The sequence below is a fragment of the Streptomyces sp. NPDC048751 genome (genome assembly GCF_043198595.1).
Taxonomy (GTDB): Bacteria; Actinomycetota; Actinomycetes; order Streptomycetales; family Streptomycetaceae; genus Streptomyces.
Genome location: NZ_JBICUX010000014.1, coordinates 132,724 through 156,761 on the forward strand (window position 1 = coordinate 132,724; position 24,038 = coordinate 156,761).

The 24,038-nt window shown below is 67.2% G+C and carries 18 protein-coding genes and 1 pseudogene; 15 read left to right on the forward strand and 4 right to left on the reverse strand.

Annotated features, from left to right (window positions below):
- Positions 1 to 115 precede the first annotated feature (115 nt).
- Positions 116 to 2,665: a GH32 C-terminal domain-containing protein gene (locus ACGFNV_RS35965; protein WP_393628410.1), complete on the reverse strand. Its 2,550-nt coding sequence runs from the start codon at positions 2,663 to 2,665 to the stop codon at positions 116 to 118.
- A 286-nt stretch (positions 2,666 to 2,951) separates the two neighbouring features.
- Between ACGFNV_RS35965 and ACGFNV_RS35970 the strand changes: the two genes are divergently transcribed.
- From ACGFNV_RS35970 to ACGFNV_RS36005, 8 genes are all read left to right on the forward strand, one after another.
- Positions 2,952 to 3,992, forward strand: a complete 1,041-nt coding sequence (locus ACGFNV_RS35970; protein WP_393628411.1) for a LacI family DNA-binding transcriptional regulator — start codon at positions 2,952 to 2,954, stop codon at positions 3,990 to 3,992.
- Between the two features lie 189 nt (positions 3,993 to 4,181).
- Positions 4,182 to 5,189 carry a LacI family DNA-binding transcriptional regulator gene (locus tag ACGFNV_RS35975; protein WP_393628413.1) on the forward strand — a complete coding sequence of 336 codons (1,008 nt, stop codon included), beginning with the start codon at positions 4,182 to 4,184 and terminating at the stop codon, positions 5,187 to 5,189.
- Positions 5,190 to 5,671: 482 nt separating this feature from the next.
- On the forward strand, positions 5,672 to 6,970 hold the full coding sequence (locus tag ACGFNV_RS35980) for an extracellular solute-binding protein (protein WP_393628415.1): 1,299 nt from the start codon (positions 5,672 to 5,674) through the stop codon (positions 6,968 to 6,970).
- A 44-nt stretch (positions 6,971 to 7,014) separates the two neighbouring features.
- Positions 7,015 to 7,998 (forward strand): carbohydrate ABC transporter permease, encoded by a 984-nt coding sequence (locus tag ACGFNV_RS35985; RefSeq protein WP_393628417.1) that lies wholly within the window; start codon positions 7,015 to 7,017, stop codon positions 7,996 to 7,998.
- Positions 7,999 to 8,002: 4 nt separating this feature from the next.
- A complete protein-coding gene (locus tag ACGFNV_RS35990) occupies positions 8,003 to 8,890 on the forward strand; it encodes a carbohydrate ABC transporter permease (protein WP_393628418.1) in 888 nt (295 codons plus the stop codon).
- 61 nt (positions 8,891 to 8,951) lie between these two features.
- On the forward strand, positions 8,952 to 11,252 hold the full coding sequence (locus ACGFNV_RS35995; protein ID WP_393628575.1) for a glycoside hydrolase family 3 N-terminal domain-containing protein: 2,301 nt from the start codon (positions 8,952 to 8,954) through the stop codon (positions 11,250 to 11,252).
- A 68-nt stretch (positions 11,253 to 11,320) separates the two neighbouring features.
- Positions 11,321 to 12,781 carry a glycoside hydrolase family 32 protein gene (locus ACGFNV_RS36000; protein ID WP_393628420.1) on the forward strand — a complete coding sequence of 487 codons (1,461 nt, stop codon included), beginning with the start codon at positions 11,321 to 11,323 and terminating at the stop codon, positions 12,779 to 12,781.
- 27 nt (positions 12,782 to 12,808) lie between these two features.
- A complete protein-coding gene (locus tag ACGFNV_RS36005) occupies positions 12,809 to 15,730 on the forward strand; it encodes a discoidin domain-containing protein (RefSeq protein ID WP_393628422.1) in 2,922 nt (973 codons plus the stop codon).
- Between the two features lie 899 nt (positions 15,731 to 16,629).
- Here the strand turns inward: ACGFNV_RS36005 and ACGFNV_RS36010 are convergent.
- Positions 16,630 to 17,049, reverse strand: coding sequence for a MerR family transcriptional regulator (locus ACGFNV_RS36010; protein ID WP_393628423.1), 420 nt, complete (start codon positions 17,047 to 17,049; stop codon positions 16,630 to 16,632).
- 46 nt (positions 17,050 to 17,095) lie between these two features.
- Between ACGFNV_RS36010 and ACGFNV_RS36015 the strand changes: the two genes are divergently transcribed.
- The 6 genes and pseudogenes from ACGFNV_RS36015 to ACGFNV_RS36040 all read left to right on the forward strand — a co-directional run bounded on the left by ACGFNV_RS36015 (position 17,096) and on the right by ACGFNV_RS36040 (position 21,671).
- Positions 17,096 to 17,980: an alpha/beta fold hydrolase gene (locus ACGFNV_RS36015; protein WP_393628425.1), complete on the forward strand. Its 885-nt coding sequence runs from the start codon at positions 17,096 to 17,098 to the stop codon at positions 17,978 to 17,980.
- Positions 17,977 to 18,981, forward strand: a complete 1,005-nt coding sequence (locus ACGFNV_RS36020) for an IS481 family transposase (RefSeq protein ID WP_393628427.1) — start codon at positions 17,977 to 17,979, stop codon at positions 18,979 to 18,981. Before ACGFNV_RS36015 ends, ACGFNV_RS36020 begins: the two co-directional genes overlap by 4 nt.
- Positions 18,981 to 19,922 (forward strand): tyrosine-type recombinase/integrase, encoded by a 942-nt coding sequence (locus ACGFNV_RS36025; protein ID WP_393628429.1) that lies wholly within the window; start codon positions 18,981 to 18,983, stop codon positions 19,920 to 19,922. Before ACGFNV_RS36020 ends, ACGFNV_RS36025 begins: the two co-directional genes overlap by 1 nt.
- A gap of 4 nt (positions 19,923 to 19,926) precedes the next feature.
- Positions 19,927 to 20,266 (forward strand): annotated as a pseudogene (locus ACGFNV_RS36030) (helix-turn-helix domain-containing protein).
- 56 nt (positions 20,267 to 20,322) lie between these two features.
- The gene (locus ACGFNV_RS36035) at positions 20,323 to 21,342 is read left to right on the forward strand and encodes a hypothetical protein (RefSeq protein ID WP_393628431.1); all 1,020 of its coding nucleotides are present in this window, start codon (positions 20,323 to 20,325) and stop codon (positions 21,340 to 21,342) included.
- The gene (locus ACGFNV_RS36040) at positions 21,339 to 21,671 is read left to right on the forward strand and encodes a hypothetical protein (RefSeq protein WP_393628432.1); all 333 of its coding nucleotides are present in this window, start codon (positions 21,339 to 21,341) and stop codon (positions 21,669 to 21,671) included. Before ACGFNV_RS36035 ends, ACGFNV_RS36040 begins: the two co-directional genes overlap by 4 nt.
- A gap of 434 nt (positions 21,672 to 22,105) precedes the next feature.
- Here ACGFNV_RS36040 and ACGFNV_RS36045 read toward each other — a convergent pair whose 3' ends face one another.
- Positions 22,106 to 22,849 carry an ALF repeat-containing protein gene (locus ACGFNV_RS36045; protein WP_393628434.1) on the reverse strand — a complete coding sequence of 248 codons (744 nt, stop codon included), beginning with the start codon at positions 22,847 to 22,849 and terminating at the stop codon, positions 22,106 to 22,108.
- Positions 22,850 to 23,089: 240 nt separating this feature from the next.
- Between ACGFNV_RS36045 and ACGFNV_RS36050 the strand changes: the two genes are divergently transcribed.
- Positions 23,090 to 23,242, forward strand: a complete 153-nt coding sequence (locus tag ACGFNV_RS36050) for a hypothetical protein (RefSeq protein WP_393628436.1) — start codon at positions 23,090 to 23,092, stop codon at positions 23,240 to 23,242.
- Positions 23,243 to 23,261: 19 nt separating this feature from the next.
- On the opposite strand, the gene ACGFNV_RS36055 is transcribed toward ACGFNV_RS36050, so the two are convergent.
- Positions 23,262 to 23,828, reverse strand: a complete 567-nt coding sequence (locus ACGFNV_RS36055; protein ID WP_393628438.1) for a DUF6233 domain-containing protein — start codon at positions 23,826 to 23,828, stop codon at positions 23,262 to 23,264.
- Positions 23,829 to 24,038 lie beyond the last annotated feature (210 nt).

Genomic DNA, 24,038 nt, shown 5'->3' on the forward strand with positions numbered 1-24,038 from the left:
TCAAGACATTGGCCCGCGGGGATCGCTTTCACGCCGCACCACCAGCTGCTCCGCTCGCCTATATCCGTGCTCCGGAAGCCGCTCCTGGCCTTCCGGCGCACGGACCTGAGCCATGTCACGGCCAGATGGACCTCAGCTGCCACGCCTGCATGTGGTCGAGGGTGGCGCTGCCGCCTTCGGCGAAGGCGTCGACGCCGGTGCTGGAGGCGTCCGGGAAGACCTGGTCGGTGAGGATCACCTGTTCGCCGCGGGTGTTCTGGGCGTAGACCTCGACGGAGGAGGCGTCGACGAGGACGTGCAGGCTCAGCCCACCGCCGTGCAGGTCGAGGGGGGCGTGCTGGACGCCGGAGAAGGTGGGGTCGAAGTCGGTGGCGCCGGAGGCGGTGCGGTCGATGTAGACCTCGCCGCTGGCGGTGTCGTAGCCGATGCGGGTGCGCTGTCCGGCGCCGGTGCGGACGTCCAGGCCGAAGCGGTCGGCGGTGCCGGCGGTGAGGTCGGCCTGGAGTTCCTGGCTGCTGCCGTGCACCGCGAGCGGGGTGGTGGTGTTCGTGACGCGCGTTCTGGGCACCTTGGTACCGGCGCTGCGCAGGGTGGTCAGTTCGCGGACCGGCTGCTGGATCAGCTGGACCTTGCCGTTCACGGTCTTCAGGGAGAGCTGGCGGGGGAAGGAGTCGGCGCTGCGCCACGGGCTGGTGGGGATGGCCTGCCCGTAGTTCCAGTTGTTCATCCAGGCGATCATGACGCGGCGGCCGCCGGGGGCGTCGTTCCACGTGTTGGCGGCGTAGAAGTCCGCGCCGTAGTCGAGCCAGTGAGCGCGCTGGGTGGTGTTCAGGGCGGGCTTGTCGGCGGTGATGAACTGGTCGGCGAGGACGTGTCCCCAGCCGCCGGAGTTGGCGTCCACGATCTGGATCTGGACCTTCTTGCCCTTGTAGGCGGTGGTGTTGAAGGAGGCCCAGTCGAGGTTCTCGGAGTCGGCGCCGGTGGCATTCTGCACGACCTTGCCGTCGACCAGCAGGTTGACGCCGGTTTCGATGGAGGGCGGCTTCGCCTGGGTGTCGGAGAGGACGACCTGGTCGAGGTTGAGGTGACCCCAGCCGCCCGTGTTGTCGTCCACGACCTTGATCTGGGCCTGCTTGCCCTGCAGGTCGGACAGGTCCCACGAAGACCAGCTCAGGGCTTCGCCGTTGGATCCGGTGGCAGAGCGCACGACCTTGCCGTCCACGATGAGCTCGACCGCGGTGGGGGCGTCGGAGCTTGCGGGGTGGTAGCCGCCGCCGATGAGGAAGTCCAGGTACTTCTTGTCGATGGTGAACGTCGGGGAAGTGAGGGTGCCGGTGGAGGCGTCCCCGGTCAGGAAGGTGTTGACCAGGCCGTTGCCGAGATAGCCGGAGACCTGCTGCTGGCCCGGGAGGGCGCCCTGGGCCGGTCCGGTGCCGAAGGCGTCACCGGTGGTGGTCCAGTCGCCGAAGGGGCTGGTGTAGGTGCTGCCCTCGAAGTCGGCGAGGGTTTCGCCGGTGGGTGCCGGTTGGTCGCCCAGGACGGTATCAGGTTGGTACGGGTGGTTGCCGCCGCCGACCTTGAAGTTGATGTAGTCGCTGGTCACGGTGAACTCGGGCGAGGTCAGGGTGCCGGTGGAGGCGTCGCCGCCGTGGAAGCTGTTGGCGAAGGCCTTGCCCTCGATGCCGGTGACCTGTGACTGCCAGTCCACCGCCCCGGTCGCCGGCGCGCTGCCGAAGGCGTCACCGGTGGCCTTCCAGTCGCCGAACGAGCCGGACTCGAAGTCCTGCATCACGGTGCCGCTCGGTGGGGTGTAGCTGCCGTCGTCGTCGGAGGTGAACTTCTTGCCGTTGAAGTCGCCGACGAAGTACTGGGCGCCGGAACCGCCCGCTATGCCCCCGGGGTTGAGGTTGACGGCCAGCACCCACTTGGTCTTCCTCGCGTCGCCGTCGACCGGCAGCGGGAACAGGTCCGGGCACTCCCACACCCCGCCGGTGGCGCCGGCCGGGCCGAAGTCGCTCTGGTGGGTCCAGTGCTTGAGGTCTGCCGAGCTGTAGAAGGCGATCTTGTGCTGGTCGGCGAGGGAGACCGTCATCAGCCAGCGCTGCGTGGGGGCGTACCAGAAGACCTTGGGGTCACGGAAGTTGTTCGAGCCGATGTCGAGCACCGGGTTGTCGTCGTACTTGATCCAGGTGGTGCCGCCGTCGGTGCTGTAGGCAAGGGCCTGCTGCTGCTTGCCGGAGGCTTTCTGCGCGCTGGTGTAGATGGCGACGAGCGGAGGGTTCTTCTTCGTCCCGAAGCCGGTGGTGTTGTTCCTGTCCAGCACCACGCTGCCGGAGAAGATCATCTCCTGGTCGTCCTGGGGAATGGCCACCGGGAGCTGCTTCCAGTGCACCAGGTCGGTGCTGACAGCGTGGCCCCAGGACATGTTGCCCCAGGTGTTGCCGGACGGGTTGTACTGGAAGAACAGGTGGTACTTGCCCTTGTAGTAGATCAGGCCGTTGGGGTCGTTCATCCAGTTATGGGCCGGGGTGAAGTGGAACTGGGGGCGGTACTGCTCGTGGTAGAGCGTGTCGGCCATGGCGGGGGAGGCGGCGACCAGGCCGAGCCCGGACAGGACGGCCAGTGCGGCCAGGAGTCTGCGGCGCGGACGAAGGGTTCTGGACATGGCGCTCCTTGCAGGCGGGCGGGCTTCGGCTCAGCCGTAGGGGACGTACGCGTGACGCTTGATGCGTGTCAGGTGCGGGCGGCGGTTGCGCCGTGGCCTGGTCCAAGGCCACGGGCGAGCCCGGCTGTGGGGGCAGCACGGCACCGGCAGCTCCAGCCGGGGGGCTGGAAACGTTTCGCAGAACGTACGGGCAACATGTCGCCGAAGTCCAGGCCCTGTGCGGGAAAACTCCTGAATGCGAGGATGAGGGCGGCTGCACGGTGCCGTTGATCCCCGGGAGAAAACGTTGTCCAGCGAGCAGAACGACACAGGTCGGCGAGCGGCGACCATACGTGACGTCGCGACCATGGCCGGGGTTGGCATCGCCACCGTCTCGCGGGTCATCAACGGCAAGCCCGTCACCCCTGACCTGGCGCAACGGGTGACGCGAGCCGCCGAGCAGCTCGGCTATCGCCAGGACCTGACGGCCAGCAGCCTGCGCCGGGCCGACCGCCGCACACACACCCTCGGCCTGGTCCTGGAGGACGCGGCCAACCCCTTCTCTGCCGCGCTGCACCGCGCGGTGGAGGACGCTGCCGCCGAGCGCGGCATGCTGCTCCTGGCCGGGTCTACCGACGAGGACCCGATCCGGGAACGCAGCCTGCTGAAGACCTTCACCGCCCGCCGGGTCGACGGCCTCATCGTGGTGCCCACCGGGCAGGACGGCGCCGACCTCGATGCGGCCCGCCGCGCCGGCACACCCGTCGTCTGTATGGACCGCCGGACCACAGCGCCGCAGGTGGACACCGTGACGGTGGACAACCGGGCGGGCGTGCGGGCGGCGGTGAAGAGGCTGCACGAGGCGGGTCACCGGTGCATCGCCTTCCTCGGGGATCTCCGCTCGATCTGGACCGCCGAAGAGCGTTACGCCGGGTTCGTGGAGGGGCTCGCCGCGGTGGGATGCGTCCTGCACCCTTCTCTCGTCAAGCGCGGCCTGCACGGCGCGGACGCCGCCCAGGAGGCCACCCGTGAACTCCTGGCGCTCGCCCATGCGCCCACGGCACTCGTCTCCGGCCAGAACCTCCTGACCGTCGGGGCCCGCATGGCCCTGCAGGAGCGTCAGCTGCAGCGCCGCGTCGCGCTGGTCGGCTTCGACGACCTTCCCCTCGCTGACCTGCTCGAACCGGGCATCTCGGTGATCGCCCAGGATCACTCTGCCATCGGCCGGGAGGCCGCGAACCTCCTGTTCGACCGGCTCGACGGCGAGGGCGGGCCCGCCCGTCACCGGGTGCTGCCCACCCGCTACCTCGCCCGCGGCTCCGGCGAACTCCCCGCTCCCGGGCGCTGACGACTTCCCCGTGAACGAGTTGTTTCCGGTGTGTTGACGGGTCGGGCTTCTCGGTGCTTCACTGCCGGAACCGGTACCGAAACCGGTTCCGGAACCGCTGCCGGTACCGATTCCGCCGATCTCTGTACGATCGGCACCTTCGGTGCGGGAGGACGTCTTCCGCCTCTGCGTGGAGTGAGAGGAGGTGGCATGGGAGTCACCATCGCCGACGTGGCCTCACGGGCCGGCGTCAGCAAGACGACGGTCTCGCGAGTGCTGAACGGCAAAGGCGAGATCAACGAGAACACCGTCCTGAAGGTCCGCAAGGCGATATCGGAGCTGGGCTATGTGCCGAGCGCCGGAGCAGTCGGGCTCGCACGCGGCACCACACAGATGATCGGCATGCTGGTCCCGGACATGGCCTGGGCCTGGGCCGGCATCGTGCAGGCGGTCGTCGAAACGCTGGAGGCCGAGGGTTTCGGGCTGCGCATGCTGACCTGGAACCGCGGTGAGGAATCACTGCGCAGGCTCGGCCTGCAGGTCGCCGCCAAGTCGTTCGACGGTCTGCTGGTGATAGAGCCCGAAGGTGCCATGGGGTACATCACGGAGCTGCACGAAGCGGGGCTGCCGGTCGTGCTGATCGACGATCGCTTCCAGCGGCCGGGATTCCCCTACGTGGCCACCACCAATCGAGAGGGGGGTGCCCAGGCGGCGCGGCACCTGCTGGAGATCGGGCGCCGTCGTCCCCTGGTGGTGACCGGTCCCGAGGCGTTCGGCTGTACCCGGGAACGGCTGGACGGCTTCGTCGATGTCTATGCCGAAGCCGGGATCGAGATCGGCCAACACAGCATCATCCCCGGCGACTTCGACTTCGACCGCTGCCGTAGCGCGCTGGCGCGCGCTCTCGCGGACGGCGTGGAGTTCGACTCGGTTTTCGCGCACAACGATCCCTCGGCGGCCGGCGTGCTGGCCGCACTGCACGAGGCCGGTCTGTGGGTTCCGCAGGATGTCGCCGTGGTGGGCTTCGACGACCTTGAGATGGCGTCGTACACCTACCCGGCACTGACGACCATCCGCCAGCCGATGCGGGAGATGGGTGAGGCGGCGGCGCGTCTGCTGCTGGACCACGTGCGCGGATCGCCGAAGGCCGCCTCCTCGTGCATCGTCCCGACCAGCCTCGTGATCCGGGGCTCGACGTTACAGCCGGGCCTGAACTGACGCTGCGTCACCCAGATGTGTACGGCGTCGGCGTCTCACCAACTGTCCGTCTCCGCCGCTCCTGCCCAGCCCCGCAGGCGGGGACGGACCCCATCCGCCCAATGAACTGACCTCCCGGCTCTCGGGCAGGCTGGTAAGTCGGCCGGCTCTACCTGAAGCCGCTCCACGCAGCGGCCCCGACCGGCCTGTTCGGCTGTCGGCCGACTTCATCACCCGCCGCGCGGAACCGTGTTCACGCGTCACCGCCGAGGTGCAGTTTCCCTCGGTGCCTTCCTGATCCGGCACACGAACGGTACGCCGGGCACACCCCGCCCGGACGCTGCCCGCCGGGTCGGACGTTCCAGCCGCGACCCGCGGCTGACGGCCGATGCCGCTGCAGACGAACTCACCTCTTGGGCCGGCCCATCCGGGTGCCTGCCCGCTTGCACCTCTTCGCCGTCCCCCCGGCGCCCCTTTTTCGCTCAATGGCAAGGAGCCGCCCAATGCGTACTTCTACTCGTCACACCGTCAGAACCGTCCAGGTCCTGTGCGTCACCGTCACCGCAGCCCTGGTGGCCACCGGCTGCGGCCGCAGTGCCGACTCCGGGCCCGGCAAGGACGCACCCGCGAAGATCGGCAGCGGCAAGGCCACCGGCAAGGTCGTCATGTGGTCCATGGGCGACACCGACCCGGCCCTGTTGAGCCTGGCCAAGAAGTTCGAGCAGCAGAACCCCGACGTCAAGGTCCAGATCACCCCGGTGCCCTGGGCCTCCGCGCACGACAAGCTGACCACCGCCGTAGCCGGCGGCAACACACCGGACATGTCCGTGGTCGGCTCCACCTGGATGGCCGAGATGGCCGCCATGAACGCCTTCCAGGCCACCCCGACGTCGTTCAAGTCGGCGGACTTCTACCCCGGCCAGTGGGACACCACCAAGTACAAGAACACCTCCTACGGCGTCCCGTTCATCGCCGACACCACGGCGGTCTACTACCGGACCGACCTCACCGAGAAGGCCGGCATCAAGGGCCCCCTGGCAAGCGACCGGGACGGATACCTGAAGGACCTCAAGGCCATCCAGGCCACCGCCGGCAAGCAGAACCCCAAGCTGCGCCATGCCACCGGGCTGGTGATCGGCTTCAACTCCTGGATTTTCTGGGTGCCGATGGTCTGGCAGCAGGGTGGCGACATCTACGACGCCAAGACCAAGAAGTTCACCTTCGACACACCGGAGGTCGCCAAGGCGCTGGAGTACTACGCGAGCGTACCCAGGCAGGGCCTGGCACCGACCGACAAGGAGGACAACGTCCAGGGCTTCCAGGACGGGCTGATCGCCACCTACCAGGAGGGTGCGTGGGCCGGCGGTGCCTTCCACAAGGACTCCCCGAAGCTGGACGGCAAGTGGAAGACCATGCCGGTGCCGTACAGCAAGCAGCCCGCGGCGTTCGCCGGCGGCAGCGACCTTGCGGTGTTCAAGGACGCCAAGAACCCCACAGCGGCATGGAAGTTCTCCCAGTTCCTCACCGAGCCCGCCAACCTCGCCGCCTACAGCAAGGCCACCGGCGTCCTGCCCCCTTCGCCCGCCGCCTGGTCGGAGGGAAAGCTGACCGAGGACGAGACGAAGAAGGCGTACGAGGAGCAGCTGAAGGTCAGCAAGGCGCCGCCCGCCATCACGACCTGGCAGCAGATCGCCGACGCCATCGACTCCGAACTGGAGAAGCTGTCCCTCGGCAAGGCCACCGTCGCCCAGGTGCAGAAGGATCTGCAGTCCAAGGCCACCAGCATCGGCACCGGCCGCTGAGCGCCGGCGCGTGAGCAGTCCTCTGACAGCCTTCTTACGGACGGATGACATCCATGTCCACGAAAACGCTCCCCGGGCGGGGCGACGTCCATGAGCTGAGCACCGGGCGGCCGGACGGGGGTGCCGGCCGCCGGCACTCCGCGCCCCGCCGCACGGCGCGCGCGCAGGCCCGGGCCGCCTGGATCCTCGGCGCGCCCTTCCTCGCCCTGTTCGCGGCCTTCATGGTGTTGCCGGTGGTCTGGTCGCTGCTGATGAGCATGACCGACACCCAGAGCGCCGACCTACGTACTCCACTGAACGTGTCGTTCACCGGCTTCGACAACTACGTACGGCTCTTCGAGGACGAGCAGTTCGTTCATGCTCTGCGCAATACCGGCGTGTTCGTCCTGGTCGGCCTTCCTCTGACGCTGGCCGCAGGGCTCGCCGCGGCGGTCGCTCTCGACCGCGGCATACGCCGCTTCCGTGCCGTCTTCCGGGTCGGCTTCTACCTGCCGGTGATCACCAGCGTCGTGGCCGTCGCCGTGATCTGGAAGACGCTCCTGGACCCGCGCGCGGGGCTGGTGAACACCGTCCTGGCCTGGTTCGGGATCGACGGCCCGGCTTGGCTGGCGGACACCCGGTTCGCGCTTCCCGTCATGATCGTGATGGCAGTGTGGCGCAACCTCGGCACCGTCATGATCATCATGCTGGCCGGGCTGCAGTCCGTACCCCAGTCCCTGATGGAAGCGGCCGAACTCGACGGTGCCGGGGCCTGGCAGCGGTTCTGGCGGGTCACCTTCCCGCTCCTGCGCCCCGCCCTGCTGCTCACCGCCGTCACCACCGGCATCGGCTATCTGCAGTTCTTCGACGAGCCGTTCGTGATGACCGGCGGCGGGCCGCTGGACTCGACCCTGTCGGCCACGTTGTACGCCTACAACCAGTTCGGCAACGGCAACTACGACATGGCGTCGGCCGCCGGCTACGTCGTCTTCGTCCTCATCGTCGCGCTGACCGTTCTGCAGTTCCGGGTACTGCGAGACAAGGACTGATCCCATGAGCACCCTCACGCACCCTGGCACCGGACACGCGGACACGGACCGGACCCTGCGGCGCCGCCGCGTCCGGCAGAGGTGGGGTCAGCCCTGGCTGTATCTGCCGCTCACCTGCTGCCTCCTGCTGATGATCGCGCCGTTCTTGTGGATGCTGTCCGGCTCCTTCAAGCCCGAGGCCGACATCCGCAAAGTACCGCCCGTTCTCATCCCCACCTCACCCACGACCGCCAACTACAGCCAGCTGTTCCGCAGCCTCGACTTCACGAGCATGTTCGCGAACTCCGTGATCGTGGCCCTGGTCATCACCGCGGGCAACCTGCTCTTCTGCTCGATGCTCGGCTACGCCCTGGCCAAGCTGGACTTCCGTGGTCGGCGCGTCGTGTTCGGCCTGGTCATCGGCACCCTCATGGTCCCCGGCCTGGTCACCTTCGTACCGCTGTACGTGCTGGTGGCCAACATGAAGCTGACCGGCTCGCTGCTCGGGCTGATCCTGCCGTTCCTGGCCGGCCCGTTCGGGGTGTTCCTGATGCGGCAATTCATCTCCACCCTGCCCGACGAACTCATCGACGCCGCCCGGGTCGACGGCTGCCGTGAACTGGCCGTCTTCTGGAGGATCATCCTGCCGCTGACCAGGCCGGCCCTGGCCACCCTGGGGATCATCACCTTCCTCGGGTCCTGGAACAGCTTCCTGTGGCCCCTGGTCGTGGCCCAGAACCAGGACCAGTACACGCTCCCCGTCGGCCTCGCCCTGGCCAGCAGCGGCCAGTCCTTCACGCGCTACGGCATCCTGCTCGCCGGTGCCGTGGTCGTCCTGCTGCCGGTGATGATCGTCTTCCTTCGCTTCCAGCGCCAGTTCGTCGCCGGAATCGCCACCACCGGCCTGAAGTGACCTCCGTCGCTCACCCTCATCAACTCTCTGACCTGCAATGACTCATGACTTGGAGACCACAGTGGGACAGCCGGTCCGCGCTGCCGTGTACCTGGATCCGCGCGCCTCCGCGGAAGCGAGAACCGAGGACCTGCTGTCCCGGATGACCCTGGCGGAGAAAGTCGGGCAGTTGCTGATGCTCGACGCCCAGCACGGGGACCTCGAGGACATCGTGTCGGCCAAGCTGGCCGGGTCGGTCCTGCATGTGATGCCCGAGCGCATGCCGGAAGCCATGGAACGGGCCCAGCGGACACGGCTCGGCATTCCGCTGCTGACCGCCGACGACTGCATCCACGGCCACTCCTTCTGGCCCGGCGCGACCATCTTCCCCACACAGCTCGGCATGGCCTGCACCTGGGATCCCGCTCTGATCCACCGGGTCGCCCGTGCGTCCGCGATCGAGATCTCGACGACCGGGATCCACGGGACGTTCTCCCCGGTGCTGTGCATCACCCGGGACCTGCGCTGGGGCCGGATCAACGAGACGTTCGGCGAAGACCCGTACCTGATAGGCGAGTTGGGGGCCGCGATGGTGCGCGGCTACCAGGGTGAGGGTCTCGGCGACCCGACCGCCGTGCTGGCGTACGCCAAGCACTTCGCGGGCTACTCCGAGACCCTGGGCGGACGCGACGCCAGCGAGGCGGATCTCAGCCCGCGCAAGCTGCGCTCGTGGTTCCTCCCCCCGTTCGAGCGGGCGGCCCAAGCCGGCTGCCGCGCCTTCATGCTGGGCTACCAGTCGATCGACGGGGTGCCCATCACCGCCAACGAATGGCTGATCAACGACGTGCTCAAGGGCGAGTGGGGCTTCACCGGCACACTGGTGACCGACTGGGACAACGTCGGCCGGATGGTCTACGACCAACGGACCTGCGCCGACTACGCCGAGGCGGCGGCGGTCGCGGTCAACTCCGGGAACGACCTGATCATGGCCACGCCGGCGTTCTTCGAGGGCGCCCAGGAGGCGGTCGCCCGCGGCCTGATCGAGGAGAAGCAGATCGACGACGCGGTACGGCGGGTGCTGCGGCTGAAGTTCGAACTCGGGCTCTTCGAGGACCCCCGTGCCCCCGACCCCGAGCGGCAGGCGCAGGTGATCGGCTGCCGCGAACACGCCGACCTCAACCTCGAGACCGCCCGACGTTCCCTCGTACTGCTGCGCAACGAGGGGGTCCTGCCCCTCGAAGGCGGGCTGACCGCGGACGGAACCGGCCGCGCCACAGGCCAGGGCACGCCACGCACCATCGCGGTCATCGGCCCCAACGCCGACAGCCCGGAGGCCATGCTCGGCGACTGGGCGGGTGCCACCGGCCAGGTGCCGTGGATGCCCGAAGGACATCCACGCGAGTTGGTCGAGACGGTGCTGGACGGCCTGCGCGCCGTCGTCCCCGCCGACTGGACCGTCACACACGCCCGCGGAGCCGACATCGAAAGCCCCGCCTTCGACCCCGACCAGTGGGTCGCCGGGCCCGACGGCCAGCCGCAACCGCCCGTGTTCCTCCCCGCCCCGGTCGATGAGGCACAGCTTCGGGAGGCCACCGCCGCTGCCGAGGCCGCAGACTACGCCGTCGTGGTCGTGGGGGACACCATCGCCCTCACGGGCGAGGTGCGCTCCACGGCCACCCTCGACCTCCAGGGAGGCCAGATCGCGCTGCTGGACGCGGTCGCCGCTACCGGCACGCCCATGATCGTCGTACTGCTGCAGTCCAAGCCGAGCACCCTCCCCGACTCGGCACTGAACGCGGCAGCGCTCATCGAGGCGTTCAATCCGGGCATGCGCGGCGGCCGCGCCGTCGCCGAACTCCTTCTCGGACTCACCGAACCCGGCGGCCGGCTCCCGGTCTCCTTCGCACGCCACGTCGGGCAGCAGCCGGTCTACTACAACCAGGTGCGGGGCCAGCACGGTGACCGCTACGCGGACCTCACCCAGGACCCCCTGTTCGCGTTCGGCGAGGGCCTGAGCTACACCACCGTCACCTACTCCGACCTCACCGTGCACGAGGACGAGGTCTCCGCCGACGGCACCGTCCACGCCACGGTGTGCCTCACCAACAGCGGAAGCCGCCCGGCCCTGGAGACGGTCCAGGCGTACGTCAGTGACCTGACCACCAGCGTCACGTGGGCCGAGCAGGAGCTGAAGGCGTTCACCCAGGCCGAAGTCCCGCCCGGGGAAACCCTCGCCGTCGGCATCAGCGTCCCTGCCGGACACTGCTCACTCGTCACCGCCGACAACCGCCGCGTGGTCGAACCAGGCGAGTTCATGCTCCGCGTCGGCCCCAGCTCACGACGGGAGCACCAGCTCAGCGCGGGATTCCGCATCCGGGCCTGAGGGCCGGCGCCCGGCTGCCCCCCAGGGGCAGCCGGCGGGCCCTGCCTGACATACCGAAAGGCACGCGTGTGTCCACTCCACCCCTCGATCCGCACTACCCCGTCGCGCATCTGCGCCCGCCCCGCAACTGGCTCAACGACCCCAACGGGCTGGCCTTCCACGACGGCTACTACCACGTCTCCTACCAGTACAACCCGTACGGCGCGACACACGCGAACCTGCACTGGGGCCACTTCCGCAGTCCCGACCTGCTGAGCTGGGAGCCGCTGCCGATCGCCCTGTCCCCTACGCCCGGCGGCGTGGACGGCGACGGCTGCTTCTCCGGCAACGCCGTCTCCGACGGCGACCGGCTCGTCGCCTTCTACTCCGCGCACCTCGTGGCCCGCTCCCCCCAGCACCAGCCGGTCACCTGCGCCGTCTCCCACGACGGCGGCACGACCTTCCGCCCGCGAGGCGAACTGCTCATCCCCGAGCTGCCCGAGGGCTGCACCATGTACCGCGACCCGTACGTCTGGCGGGACGGTGACGGCTGGCGGATGCTGGTCGGCGCCGCCCTCGCGGACGGCCGCGCCGCCGCCCTCCTGTACGACTCACCCGACCTGGAGACCTGGGTTTACCGAGGCCCCTTCCTGGCCCGCCGTCCGGAGCCCGTCGGCGGCACCGAAGAGCTCACCGGCGACGGCTGGGAATGCCCCCAGTACCTCCCGGCAGCCGGCGGACAGGCAGCCCTCATCTTCAGTACCTGGACCGAACCCACCGGCCCGATGCGCGTCGCAGCTCTGATCGGCGAAGAGCATGACGGCCACTTCGAGGCAGGCGCACCGGTGTGGGCGGACCACGGCCCGGACTGCTACGCACCCGCCCTGCTGCGTGCCCCTGACGGCAGATGGCTGCTGTGGGGCTGGTCCTGGGAAGCCCGCGACCAGGCCTGGGCCGTCGCCGGCGGATGGGCCGGCGTCCTCACCGTGCCCCGCGAGATCCATGTCGGCGGCGACGGCACGCTGCGACAGCGGCCCGCCACCGAGCTGCTCACGCTGCGCGGTGAGCGCATCGTGCAGGCCGAGGGTGCGACCCATGGCCCGGAGCCGGTGGAACTGGGCAGCGTGGGACGGGCCTTCGACCTGACGGCCGGTCTGGAGCCGACCGGGACCGCCGGCCTGCGGCTGCTCACCACCCCGGACGGATCCGAGTACCTCGACATCCGCCTCGATCCGGACGCAGGCGAACTGCTCGTCGACCGCCACCACGCCTCCTTGGACACGCGGGCCCACGGCGGTGCCTACCGGATGCCCTGCCCCACCGGACAGCCGGTCGAGCTCCGCGTGGTCGTCGACCACTCCATCGCCGAGGTCTTCCTGACCTCCACCGGCCAGGTCCTCACGCTGCGGTTCTACCCGACAGGGCAGGGCCCGTGGCGACTTCAGGCCCGCACCGCACCGGGCACGCGCCTTCGCTACGCGGTCGACGCGTGGGAGTTGCACCCGCTCGTGATCAAGAGGCCGACCGCCGGCGCCGCAGAGCAGTACTGAACCAACAGGTCTGAAGGAGGATCCTCAATGAGCTCGCACGGATTTGGACGACGTCAGTTCCTCACCACCGCCATCGGCGTCGCCGCCGCCTGGACCCAGGTTTCCGGCAACGCTGCCGCCGCCTCGTCGCGCAGTTCTTCCGCGCAGGTCTGGCTGACCGACATCTCGGCCAAGAAGTGGGTCGTCGGCCAGAGCGATGTGCTCTTCCGGACGAGGAACACGGACAACCCGCTCACGATCAAGGTCGACGACAGCGTCAAGTACCAGAAGATCCAGGGCTTCGGGGCGGCCATGACCGACTCCTCCGCCTGGCTCATCAGCAAGCTCTCCACCGCTGACCGAGCGAAGCTGATGCAGAAGCTGTACGACCCCTCGAAAGGCATCGGCCTCAGCCTGATCCGTACGCCGATGGGCGCCACGGACTTCAACGCGTCCGGCAACTACTCCTACGACGACATGCCGGCCGGACAGACGGACCCGACGCTGTCCCACTTCTCGGTCCGGCACGACGAGAAGTACATCATTCCGGTCCTGCGGCAGGCGCTCGCACAGAACCCGCCCGCCAAGATCCTGGCCAACCCATGGAGCCCGCCAGGCTGGATGAAGACCTCGGACTCCATGATCGGCGGCACCCTCAAGAGCGACTACGCTTCCACGCTGGCCGACTACTTCGTGAAGTTCATCAAGGCTTACGACAAGGCCGGTGTGCCCATCTCCTACATCACGCCGCAGAACGAGCCCATGGGCACGCCCAGTTGGCCCGGCATGTTCCTGTCCGCATACCAGGAATCCGCGTTGATCCAGGAGATTGGCCAGGCATTCGCGGCCAACGGCATCTCCACGAAGATCCTTGCCTGGGATCACAACTGGGATGTGCCCTCGTACCCCGAGACGATCTTCAGCGACCCCGCAGCCTCCCAGTACACGGCTGGCACCGGATGGCACATCTACAGCGGCAACCCGGCGTACCAGACTGTGGTCCACAACGACTTTCCGGGCAAGGAAACCTACATCACGGAGGCCAGCGGAGGCGTCTGGCAGGGTGACGACGAGACGGCGTTCCATGACGCACTCGGCACCTGGATCATCAAGGGCATGCGCAACTGGGCGAACGGCGTGATGCTCTGGAACACCGTCCTCGACCCCGAGCTGGGGCCCCTCAACAGCGACACCAACGGCATCCCCATGTGCCGGGGACTGGTCACGGTCGATCCGGACAGCGGGCAGGTGTCCTACAACGTGGACTACCACGCACTCGCTCACGCCAGCCGGTTCGTGAAGCCCGGAGCGCATCGCATTTACTCGAACACCTTCGGGGAAGGAAGCATCGAGAGTGTCGCGTTCCTGAACCCGGACGGCTCGAAGGTCGTGATCGCGTACAACTCCGGAACCTCCGCGAAGGACTTCAGCGTGGCGGACGGGAAGCAGTCCTTCGACTACACCCTGAACGCCGGCGACGCCGTCACGTTCACCTACGCGGGCGTGCGCAGCGGCGGGACCCCCGCGGCGACCACTGTCGTCGACCCCACCCATGACTTCACGTTCAAGTCGTCGCTGGGGCCGATGACGGTCACGTACGACCCGGCACTCCTGCAGTACCAGAACGCCGTCCGCACCGGAAGCAAGCTGCTCACGTACTCCCTGCCGATCGGAGCGTCCATCAAGACGCCCGGAACGTCACTGAGCCGTGGCAAGTGGACCGCTACGGCCTCGTCGAGCCCGGACTGGGGTGCGGCCTCGAACGCGATCGACGGCGACATCAACAGCCGGTGGAATCTCGGCCAGGGGACGACCAGCGGCGCCTGGTTCCAGGTCGATCTGGGGAGCCCGACGGGCTTCAACAAGATCGTCTTTGCCACCGGAGAGAGCAACTCCTTCGACTACGTCACCAAGTACCAGATATACGTCTCCGACGACGGGGCCGACTGGGGCAGCGCGGTCGCGAACGGCAGCGGGAACATAGGGAAGATAGCCGTCACATTGCCGGAGCAGACGGCACGGTACATTCGCATCGTCTGCGTCGCGGCATCCGGTTTCTGGTGGAGCATCGCCGAAATCAACGTATACGGATCCTCGAGCGGCACCGGTTCGATCGCAGCCCCGACAGCGGTGCCCAAGGGCCTCCAGCTGAAGACCTGGACCAGTCCGGAAGGGGCGCAGGTCACCGTGGTGTTCAACGGCACCTCCGGCAGCCGGAGCTTCCCGGTGTCCGCCGACGGCTCGTACACCTACACCCTGCCGAGCGGAACGTCGGCGATGTTCACCACGCAGAAGCTGTCCAGCTTCCCCACACCGGTCTTCGGAAGCCTGAAGCCGAAGCAAGGCATACCGCGCGCCAAGTTCACGATCAGCGGTTCTCACTTCGGTGAGGCGCAGGGGCTGGGTACGGTGCGTTTTGGGAAGCTCTTCGCCGAAATCGACAGCTGGTCGGACACGAGCATCAGCGCGTACGTGCCAAGCGGTCTTGCAGTGGGCACGTATAAGGTCTCGGTGAACGGCGCCGGCGGAGCGGAAGCGGGTTCAGCTCCGTTCGACGTCATCGACCTGGGGCCCGCGCTGTCGCGCACGGGCTGGACCGCCACGACCTCCGACACAAGCCCGTACAACGACGGTCCCGCGAACATGCTGGACGGCGATGCCGGCACCCGGTACAGCTCCGGAAGGGGCCAGTACGACGGTCTCTGGATCCAGATCGACATGGGGCAGACGCAGACGTTCGGCAAGATTCTGCTGGATTCCGGCAGCAATATCGGCGACTATGCGCGAAGCGCGGACGTGTACGTCTCCTCGAACGGCACCGATTGGACCAAGGTTTCCTCTATAGACGAAGGTCAGCGAGTCGAGCTGATTTCCTTCTCGACTCAGACAGCCCGCTACATCAAGGTCGTCAACACCGGCAATGTCGCGAGTAACTGGTGGTCAATCGCAGAATTGACCGTCTATAGCTGACCTCGGGCATTCAGGCGGGGTGACTATTCACCTTGCCTCCGAGGTCTAGAAAGTGCCTCCGGCCAGCGAAAGCAGGGATCCCTGACCCCCTTGTTCTCGCAATGGCCGGAGGCACTTCAGTGTCCCGGGCGACTTTAGGCCCACAGCGCCTCGGACATGCCTCAGGCCCAGCAGGCCGTCGCAAGCTGGCCGGCCGCCTCGGCGCTGATGGTCGCGGGGTCCCGGGGCCGCGTCCACCAGCGGCATTTGCCCCGGACCTCAAGGGCCACCTCCGCCTCGACAACGGTGCAGAAGACTGCAGAACCTCATCGGCACCCGTCATCTCCAGAATCCGCCGCAGTGGAGAAAGCCGCTCTCGGTGACGGGCGATGGTCGGCGCTCATCGGTCCGATGCCGTATGGCCTGTCTCATGAGACATATCTCAGCCTGGAGAACCTTGGCTGCGGTGGCCGAGCCGGCGCAGGTCCGCCGAGCGGGTGCCGGCGGGCAACATGGTGGAGATCCAGTGGGTTCCCGGAGGGTCTTCGCGTCGACGAGCCTCCTGTTCACCCTGGTCAAGAGGTCTCATGGGAGCTCCACTCGATGGTGTGAGGTTCTGACGATCACTGGCAGATTCCTGCAGTGAGGCCCGTAATTTTCGGGCTCGTGGCGGATTCCGGAACTCGCCGTTTCTCCGTCATCACAGGCGGAAGCAGCGACGAGGTTGAGGACGAGCCGGGCGCTCAGGAACACCTGGAGCCTGGTCTCGCAGACGTGCGTACGCTGCAGCGCCGAGCAGAAGAGACCTCTGAGCCAACTGACGAGCGAGGGCTGTTCCAGGACGCGATCGCCGAGTACCTGTGGGCTCGTGACGTCGCAGGCCTGTCGCCTGTGACGTTGGAGTCCCTAGTTGTTGCGGGTCAGGGCGTTGTTGACGGCGTCACGTGCTCGTCCTCCTGCAGGGGGACGCTTGCGGCATATCTCGTGCACGCATCGCACCTTGTGAGTAGGTCGTGCTCGCAGTTGATCACGTGCACGAGGAATCGTTCGGCATCCTCGAGTTGTGCTCGCTGCGTCCGGATCCTGTGGAGTTGCCGCTCGATCACGCCCGTTCTCTCGGGTTCACCTCGGTGCAGAACCTGCCGGATCTCCGGCAGGCTCATGCCGACGCCCTGGCATGCCCGCAGAACCCGCAAGCGGTGAAGGTGCTCCTCGCTGTAGTCGCGCTGGCCTGACGGTGTGCGGTCGGGCACGACGACACCTACATCGTCCCAGTGCCTCAGCACATGCACCGCTACTCCAAGACGGTGAGCGACCTCTCCGATCTTCATGGGGGCCATTATCCCTGCTTGACCTCAGGTTGACCTGAGGTTCTAGCTTCATCGCATGAATACGAGGGAATCGCGGCTGCCGGATCCTGTCCACATCACCGTCGACGGGGCAAGCGTCGCAACATACGTACTGGTCCCCGAGCGGGGGGCTCCGCTGGGAGATGTGGTGTTCTGCCATGGCACGCCGTGGTCGTCACAGGTATGGGCGGAGGCTGCACGGCACCTAAGCAGCAGGTATCGGGTGTTCATGTGGGACATGCCCGGCTACGGCAGATCACCGAAGGATCCGGCAGTACCGATCGATCTTGCCTCCCAGATGTCACGATTCGCTCAGCTGCTCACGTACTGGCGCCTGGACAGGCCATACGTCGTCGCACACGACATCGGAGGAGCCGTGGCACTCGGGTCTCATCTGCTTCACGACAGTGAGTACGCGGGTCTGTTCCTCTGGGACGTGGTGACACTCGATCCGTGGGGATCGCCGTTCTTCCGACTGGTCGCCGACCATGCCGACGTGTTCGCGGAACTCCCAGCCACGCTCCACACAGCCTTGGTCAAGGAGTACATCGCCGGTGCGGCACGCCACCAGTTGACAACCGGTTGGGTAGATACTTTGAGTCGGCCGTGGTTGGGGGCGTCGGGTCAGCCGGCCTTCTACCGTCAGATCGCTGCGCTCCGGCCTGAACACACCAGGCCGGTCGCGGAACGCCTGCAGCAGGTGAGCTGCGCGGTGACGATCGGCTGGGGCGAGCAGGACCCCTGGATTCCTGTCGACCAGGCAGCTCAACTGCAAGACCGGCTCCCCGGGAGTCCACGCGTGACCGTGCTGGGCGAGGTTGGGCACCTTGCCCCTGTCGAAACGCCGTCGCGTGTGTCTCGCGCTCTCAGCGACTGGCTCGCCCAATCCGTAACGTGCCACGGCAAGGGTACGGACAGGTGAGAACTCATGCCAATGCACCGCTGTCTATCGAGGGGCGTCGCCGTCTGATCGAACGGTGCAAGACTCGTCCGATCTCGCACGTCGCAGCCGAGATGGGTATCTCGCGGGCGTGCGCGTCGAAGTGGGTGAACCAGTGGCGCAAGCACGGCGACATCGGCCTCCTCGACCGTTCGTCGACCCCGCACCACCAACCGACCGCGACGCCGCCCGATGTCGTGGAGCAGATTGAGTCGATGCGGCGGGAGCACAAATGGTCCGCGGCGCGGATCGCGTTCGAACTCAACCAGACTGGCGTCACGATCAGCCGCCGTACTGTCACTCGGGTACTGGGGCAGCTCGGGTTGAACCAGCGAAGATTCATCGACCCCGACGGTGACTCCAACCGCAAACCACGCGCGATCATTGCAAAGCGGCCCGGGCACATGGTGCACGTCGACGTCAAGAAAGTCGGGCGCATCCCCGACGGCGGCGGCTGGCGCGCCCACGGCCGCGACTCCGACCGAGCCCGCGCCGCAGCCCGCACCAAGACCAGGACCGGAAAACGTGGATACGTGTACCTGCACTCCGTCGTCGACGGGCGCACCCGTCTCGCGTACACCGAACCACTGCCGGACGAGAAAGCCGCAACAGCAGTCGGATTCCTGCACCGCGCACGGGCGTGGTTCGCCATGCACGGCATCACCCACATCGAACGAATCGTCACCGACAACGGTGCCTGCTACCGCGCCGACGCCTTCACCAGAGCCTTGCTCGGTGCCAAACACAAGCGCACCAAGCCCTACACACCGAAGCACAACGGGAAGGTGGAGAGGTACAACCGCATCCTGGCCGAAGAGTTCCTCTATGCCCGCACCTGGACCTCCGAACAACAACGCTCCGACGCTCTCGCCACCTGGAACGTGCACTACAACTACCACCGCCCTCACGGAGCAATCGGCGGTCGACCACCCGCCGCAGCCCTCGACCGACGTGTCACCAACGTCACGGCCTCATACACCTAGTGCAACCCGTCCTGCAGATCTGCGCTTTCTACGACACCGTGCCGTGGCGCCTGACGCCGCGGGACCTCGACCGATACTTCGCCGGCCCGGGCAAGGCGCCGAAGCAATCCACCACGAGATCGAAGATCACACGGATCGACGGTTTCTTCGCTTTCCTTGAGCAGCGATACGCCGGTGAGATCCTTCGTCGCTTCGGTGCTGCAGTCGAGTCCCCCATCGACGCCTTCAACCGACCGTGCCATCGCTGGGACTTCGGCCTGCGCATCCCGCCTTCGGCGCGCGCCATGAAGGAGTTCTTCGCCTCCTGGCGGGAGTCCTTGCCGGGCGAGCGGAAGTACCCGGTGGCAGCCCGGAACTACGTGATGAGCAAGCTCACCTACATCTCGGGGGTACGTGCCGCGGAGCTCTGCGGCATCCGGATCGGCGACATCCACTGGGAGAACGGTCAATGGGGGCGGTTCCTCGTACATGGGAAAGGATCGAAAGGATCCGGGCCTCGCGAGCGCGAGGCCTTCCTCTTTCAGGAGGGACGTGACCTGCTGTGGTGGTACGTCGAAGAGATCCGTGGGGAGTTCTGCGACGACCCCACCGACCCGCACGCGCCGCTGTTCCCGTCGGAGCGAGTACCGAGCGCGATCGCCGCGCTGAACCTGCCGACGTCGCCTGCCCTCCTTCCAGACAGCTTTCGCAGGGTGCTCAAAGCAGCTTCGAAGCAGCACCTGAAGGGACCGGTGCAGGAGTTGTTCCCGCACCTTCTGCGCCATGCCTGCGCCACCCATAACTACGAGGCCAGCATGCCTCTTTGGGACGTACAGGTCCTCTTGGGACACACCTGGGCGACTACGACGGTCGGCTACCTCGCGACAGCGAAGGGCGACCCGGAGCGCCAGTGCCTGGAATCTTCCCGGCGAGCAGCTCGCCGGCTGAGCTCGGAGACGTGAACCGATGAAATGGAACCTGCGCTGGGCCGCTGCCCGCCGCGACATCTGGCGGCCCACCCAGCTACTCGCCGCTTTCCAATAAGTCGGCTTCAACCCATCGCTGAGCAAGACGGCAGCGTTGTGGTCGTCCAAGCCGATCACCGTCCGACTCGATGACCTCGACATGATCTGCACCGCCTTGGACTGCACCGTCGCCGACCTGATGGAGGCCGAGCCGGTCGCTGCGGCGACTCCTTCGGCCTCGGAGTGGGCGAGTCGCCGGTGAGGGCGCGAGCGCGGAGCAAGTCCGCCCGGTCCCCAAACCCGGCAGCGGAGGCCGGCGTCGCTCGATGCCTCCCAACTGAAGGGCAGGGGGATGCCCCGTCACCAGGGCCCCGGGCTCGGCAGTTGCGCTCACTGCTTGGCCTGGGCAAACGACCGTAAGCGCCTGTGCTTCGGATGCCGCGGCTGGCGTCAGCTCCATCCCGACGTGTCCGCCTGTGAGCGCTGTCAACGCCACCTGCCGCTGAAGCAGGGGAAGTGTCGCTTCTGCACCTTGTTGTTGAAGGAAACCGAGTTCGATGTCAGCGGCATCTCTCTGGCAGGTGGCGACCAGCTCTGGTTCGGCCGCGAGTTCGCCTTGCGCAGGAGCGACAGGTACTTCAGTGGCAGTCCCGAGGGGCGGCTCAAGGTCAAGCGGAGGCGATTCAGGCAGGACACGCTCGCCCGTCGTCCCACCTCGCCCCATGTGATCGACCCCAGTCAACTGGAGCTGTTTCCGACGCCACCCCGGGATTGGAGCCGTCTTCGCCCCGACGACGAGTACGCGCTCACCCCTATGGCCAGGGCGCTGTACGGCGACTTCACCGACTACTTGCGCGATCAGGGAGTCGACCCCCGCTACGCCGGAACCGGAAGCCTCCGCACGTTGCGCGTCCTGACCGCTCACCTCGGCGCCGCGGCCCCCATCGACGAAGTGGACGTCAAGGCCATCGCGACTCTGAGCGACCATCACAACGGCCGGCGAGTGATCTGCTTCCTCCGCCAACGCGGCATCCTCAGGGCGGAACCAGCACGAGACGCGTACCTGCTCCGCGCCCGAAAAGTAGCGGCCTCGCTCCCCGCTCCGTTCGACCAGGCCGTACACATCTGGATCGACGTCCTCCTGGGCCAGGGCAGTCGATCCAACCCTTCGCTCGCGTCCGCAACGATCTACAGCTACGTCCACAACGTGCATCCAACCCTGAAGACCTGGGCAGAATCCGGGATCACCGACCTGAGAGAGATCACCAAGGACGACGTCCAAACCGCGATCACCGATCTTGCCCCCGCCCGACGGCACTCCGTCCACCCGCCTCTGCGTTCCCTGTTTGAGCACTACGCCGCGAAAGAAGGATCTTCCGAGATCCCGCGCGGAGCGTTTCGCTGCCCTCTCCGGTGAAACTGCCCGTGGCCCAGCTGTATCTGCGCGACATACCCCTGCTGCGGCCACCCGGACAGGCCGATCTGCTCCAGGTTCTCTGGTGTCCCTACGACCATGATCCGGATTACAAGCCGTCGACCGCGCTGTTCTGGCGGTCCGCCGCCGAGGTCGTCGACATCCTCGCCACACCGCCGGAGCCGTACGAGGTGAACTGTGAGGGCTATGTGCCGGAGCCGTGCGTCGCTCCGCGAGCATCGCGGCGTTCCGCTGCTTTGCCTCCTCCTCCTCCTCGGGTGTTGTCGCAGGACCACCGTGATCACCGTGCCACCGGGCCCGCATGCGCCTGATGAGCCGCACGTCGGCCGGCGACTGGCGGAACCCGCTGTCCACGTGCAGGTGCGAGGCTTCGCAGTGCGGCCACGGCTCCTCAGCCGGCCACAGCAACGGCCCCCCCGACCGAGCTCTCCCCGACCGAAGGAGACCCGGGACGAGGGTGCAGCCGGATCGCGGGACGCGCCAACGGCGCCAGCTCAGGAAAGACCGCGGTCACGTCCACGGGCCGCGGCGGAGTAGTACGCACGAAAACCATGCCGGTGATCCTGCCATCAGACACTGACAACCCCTGGCCGCCTCAACCAGCTTCGGTGGCATCGGTGTTCAGCTGGTCAAGTCCAATGCATGCAGCCTTGGTCACAGCGACAGCAAGCCTGCCTATGCGACAACTGGACTGCATCGGCTCAGCCGTCACTCGATCAGTGGCAGGGCATGACACCGGCTTTGCCTAACCGGCCACCTCGTACTGCCCCACCTGACGGAAGTAGCGCAGGGTTTCAGGAGAGCCGTCGTCCAGGGCTGCGTTTGCTGCGGCGCGCAGGGCATCACTGATGTTCGGAGCCGCGAGCATGCGAACGATGTAGAAGGCGTCGTCCTCGGCTTGGGCCAGTCGGTAGCCGGTCTTCAGCCAGGCGCGCATCTCCTCCGGGGAGCGGGTTTCGAGAAGTTTGTTGGCCTCGTTGATGACTCGCTTGTCTTTGTTCTGCGTTGCTGTGTAGAGGATGCGGGCGATGTGGACGGCGTCGTCCTCGGCTTGGGCCAGTCGGTAGCCGGTCTTCAGCCAGGCGCGCATCTCCTCCGGGGAGCGGGTTTCGAGGAGTTTGTTGGCCTCGTTGATGACTCGCTTGTCTTTGTTCTGCGTTGCTGTGTAGAGGATGCGAGCGATGGCGACCTGGTCGTCTTCGGCCTGGGCCAGTCGGTAGCCGGTCTTTAAGAAGGTGCGCATGTCATCCACGGTGCCGTTGAGTGCCTTATTGGCCTCTCGGGCGACCCCTCGGCCGGTGTCTTCGTGCGCCAGGATGGCGGCGATTGCTGCTCGCAGTTCGTCCTGCGACATCTCGTCCACCGGTGTGTCGGACATGGACGCGACGGTGGCGGCGACAGGGGCCGCCGAACCGTTGGCGTGCGCCGGGGCGGTGAAGAGGAGGGCTGGGGCAAGGGCGGTGGTCACGGCGAGCAGAACGGCACGCATCGGTCTCATGGGTATGCGCCTCCATGTTCGAATTGTAGGTAGGCAGATGATCTCTCATGCTCGCCCAAACCGCATCGGGAATCGGGTAGTCCGGAAAGGGCGTTCGGACTCATCGAGCTTCGACCACCGGCCTGTACGACCTCGTGACCAGCGAGGGTGACGACGGCACCATGCACCCTGCCGAACCGCTCTGGACGCCCGGCGAGGACGGGGTGGAGTCCAATCAGTGCGCTCCACCGGGTGGGGGAGTGCGTTGACGGCCTGCCCCGTGCCGTGCGGGTGTCGGCGGCCGGGGTTCTGGAGGCCATCGGCAAAGGCCTGCACGCCGAACAGGCTCGGGCCGCGATGAAGGCGCTGTTGCTCACCGTCTACGTCTGCCGGGCCGGTCGCTGACTGCTTCGACGGCCTGCGGTCAGGTGTCGTCGATGTGGTCGAAGCCCCGCAGGAGCGGCGTCAGCTGTTGGGCAGCCCCGCACTGCGTGCACAGCCGGGTACTCGGATGCTCCGCCACGTCCAGGGCGCGGTCCACATCGTGCAGAGGCGCCCCCTGCGGCGCTTCCTCGCAGTCCGGCGCGTGTAGGACGCCTCGGTCTGAGTCTCGCCCTTCGCGCATCTTCTGCAGCACCCCACCCGAAGGCCGCTCTCCGAGGACCTCCCGGACCACCGACTGCGGTGACCGCTCCAGCCTCTCGGTGACGACCTGGGCGTAGTCGACGCCGTCGACCGCCCGCACGCGGCGCTGATCCGTCGTAGCAACCGACGTGCGTCGCAATGTCATCATCCGGCTGCGCGACCCGGTCGCGGCCGTGCGGCAGAACATCTCAACGCGAATGGCACGGCGTTGCTCCGTTCCGCGCTCGAGCATGAGCTCCTCGACCTCGCGGACTGGCAGCGGGAAGCGGAAGTACAGCCACACGCTGTGGAAGGTGACCTCGACCGGGTACTCGTGCCCCTTGAACGACAGCAAGACGGCTCCCACGGACAGCCCCCTGCGACACGATCATGCAAGAAGGTCATCCCGCCCGGTCAGCCAACGTGACAGCGCCCTCAAGCGGCGTACGGCCGGACAGCGCCTGGGTGCTCGGTGTTCCACCAGTGTGTCCAGGCAAGCGCTTCCGCTCCACTGTGCGGTCCTGCAACGGCATGGCCCCGGATCTTTCCGGCGACGCAGTCCCGGGACATCTCGGCC

Bases quoted from the DNA above. Each gene is read 5' to 3' on its own strand.
- ACGFNV_RS35965 (WP_393628410.1), bottom strand. From the start codon at position 2,665: ATGTCCAGAACCCTTCGTCCGCGCCGCAGACTCCTGGCCGCACTGGCC.
- ACGFNV_RS35975 (WP_393628413.1), top strand. From the start codon at position 4,182: ATGGGAGTCACCATCGCCGACGTGGCCTCACGGGCCGGCGTCAGCAAG.
- ACGFNV_RS35980 (WP_393628415.1), top strand. From the start codon at position 5,672: ATGCGTACTTCTACTCGTCACACCGTCAGAACCGTCCAGGTCCTGTGC.
- ACGFNV_RS35985 (WP_393628417.1), top strand. From the start codon at position 7,015: ATGACATCCATGTCCACGAAAACGCTCCCCGGGCGGGGCGACGTCCAT.
- ACGFNV_RS35990 (WP_393628418.1), top strand. From the start codon at position 8,003: ATGAGCACCCTCACGCACCCTGGCACCGGACACGCGGACACGGACCGG.
- ACGFNV_RS36005 (WP_393628422.1), top strand. From the start codon at position 12,809: ATGAGCTCGCACGGATTTGGACGACGTCAGTTCCTCACCACCGCCATC.
- ACGFNV_RS36010 (WP_393628423.1), bottom strand. From the start codon at position 17,049: ATGGCCCCCATGAAGATCGGAGAGGTCGCTCACCGTCTTGGAGTAGCG.
- ACGFNV_RS36015 (WP_393628425.1), top strand. From the start codon at position 17,096: ATGAATACGAGGGAATCGCGGCTGCCGGATCCTGTCCACATCACCGTC.
- ACGFNV_RS36045 (WP_393628434.1), bottom strand. From the start codon at position 22,849: ATGCGTGCCGTTCTGCTCGCCGTGACCACCGCCCTTGCCCCAGCCCTC.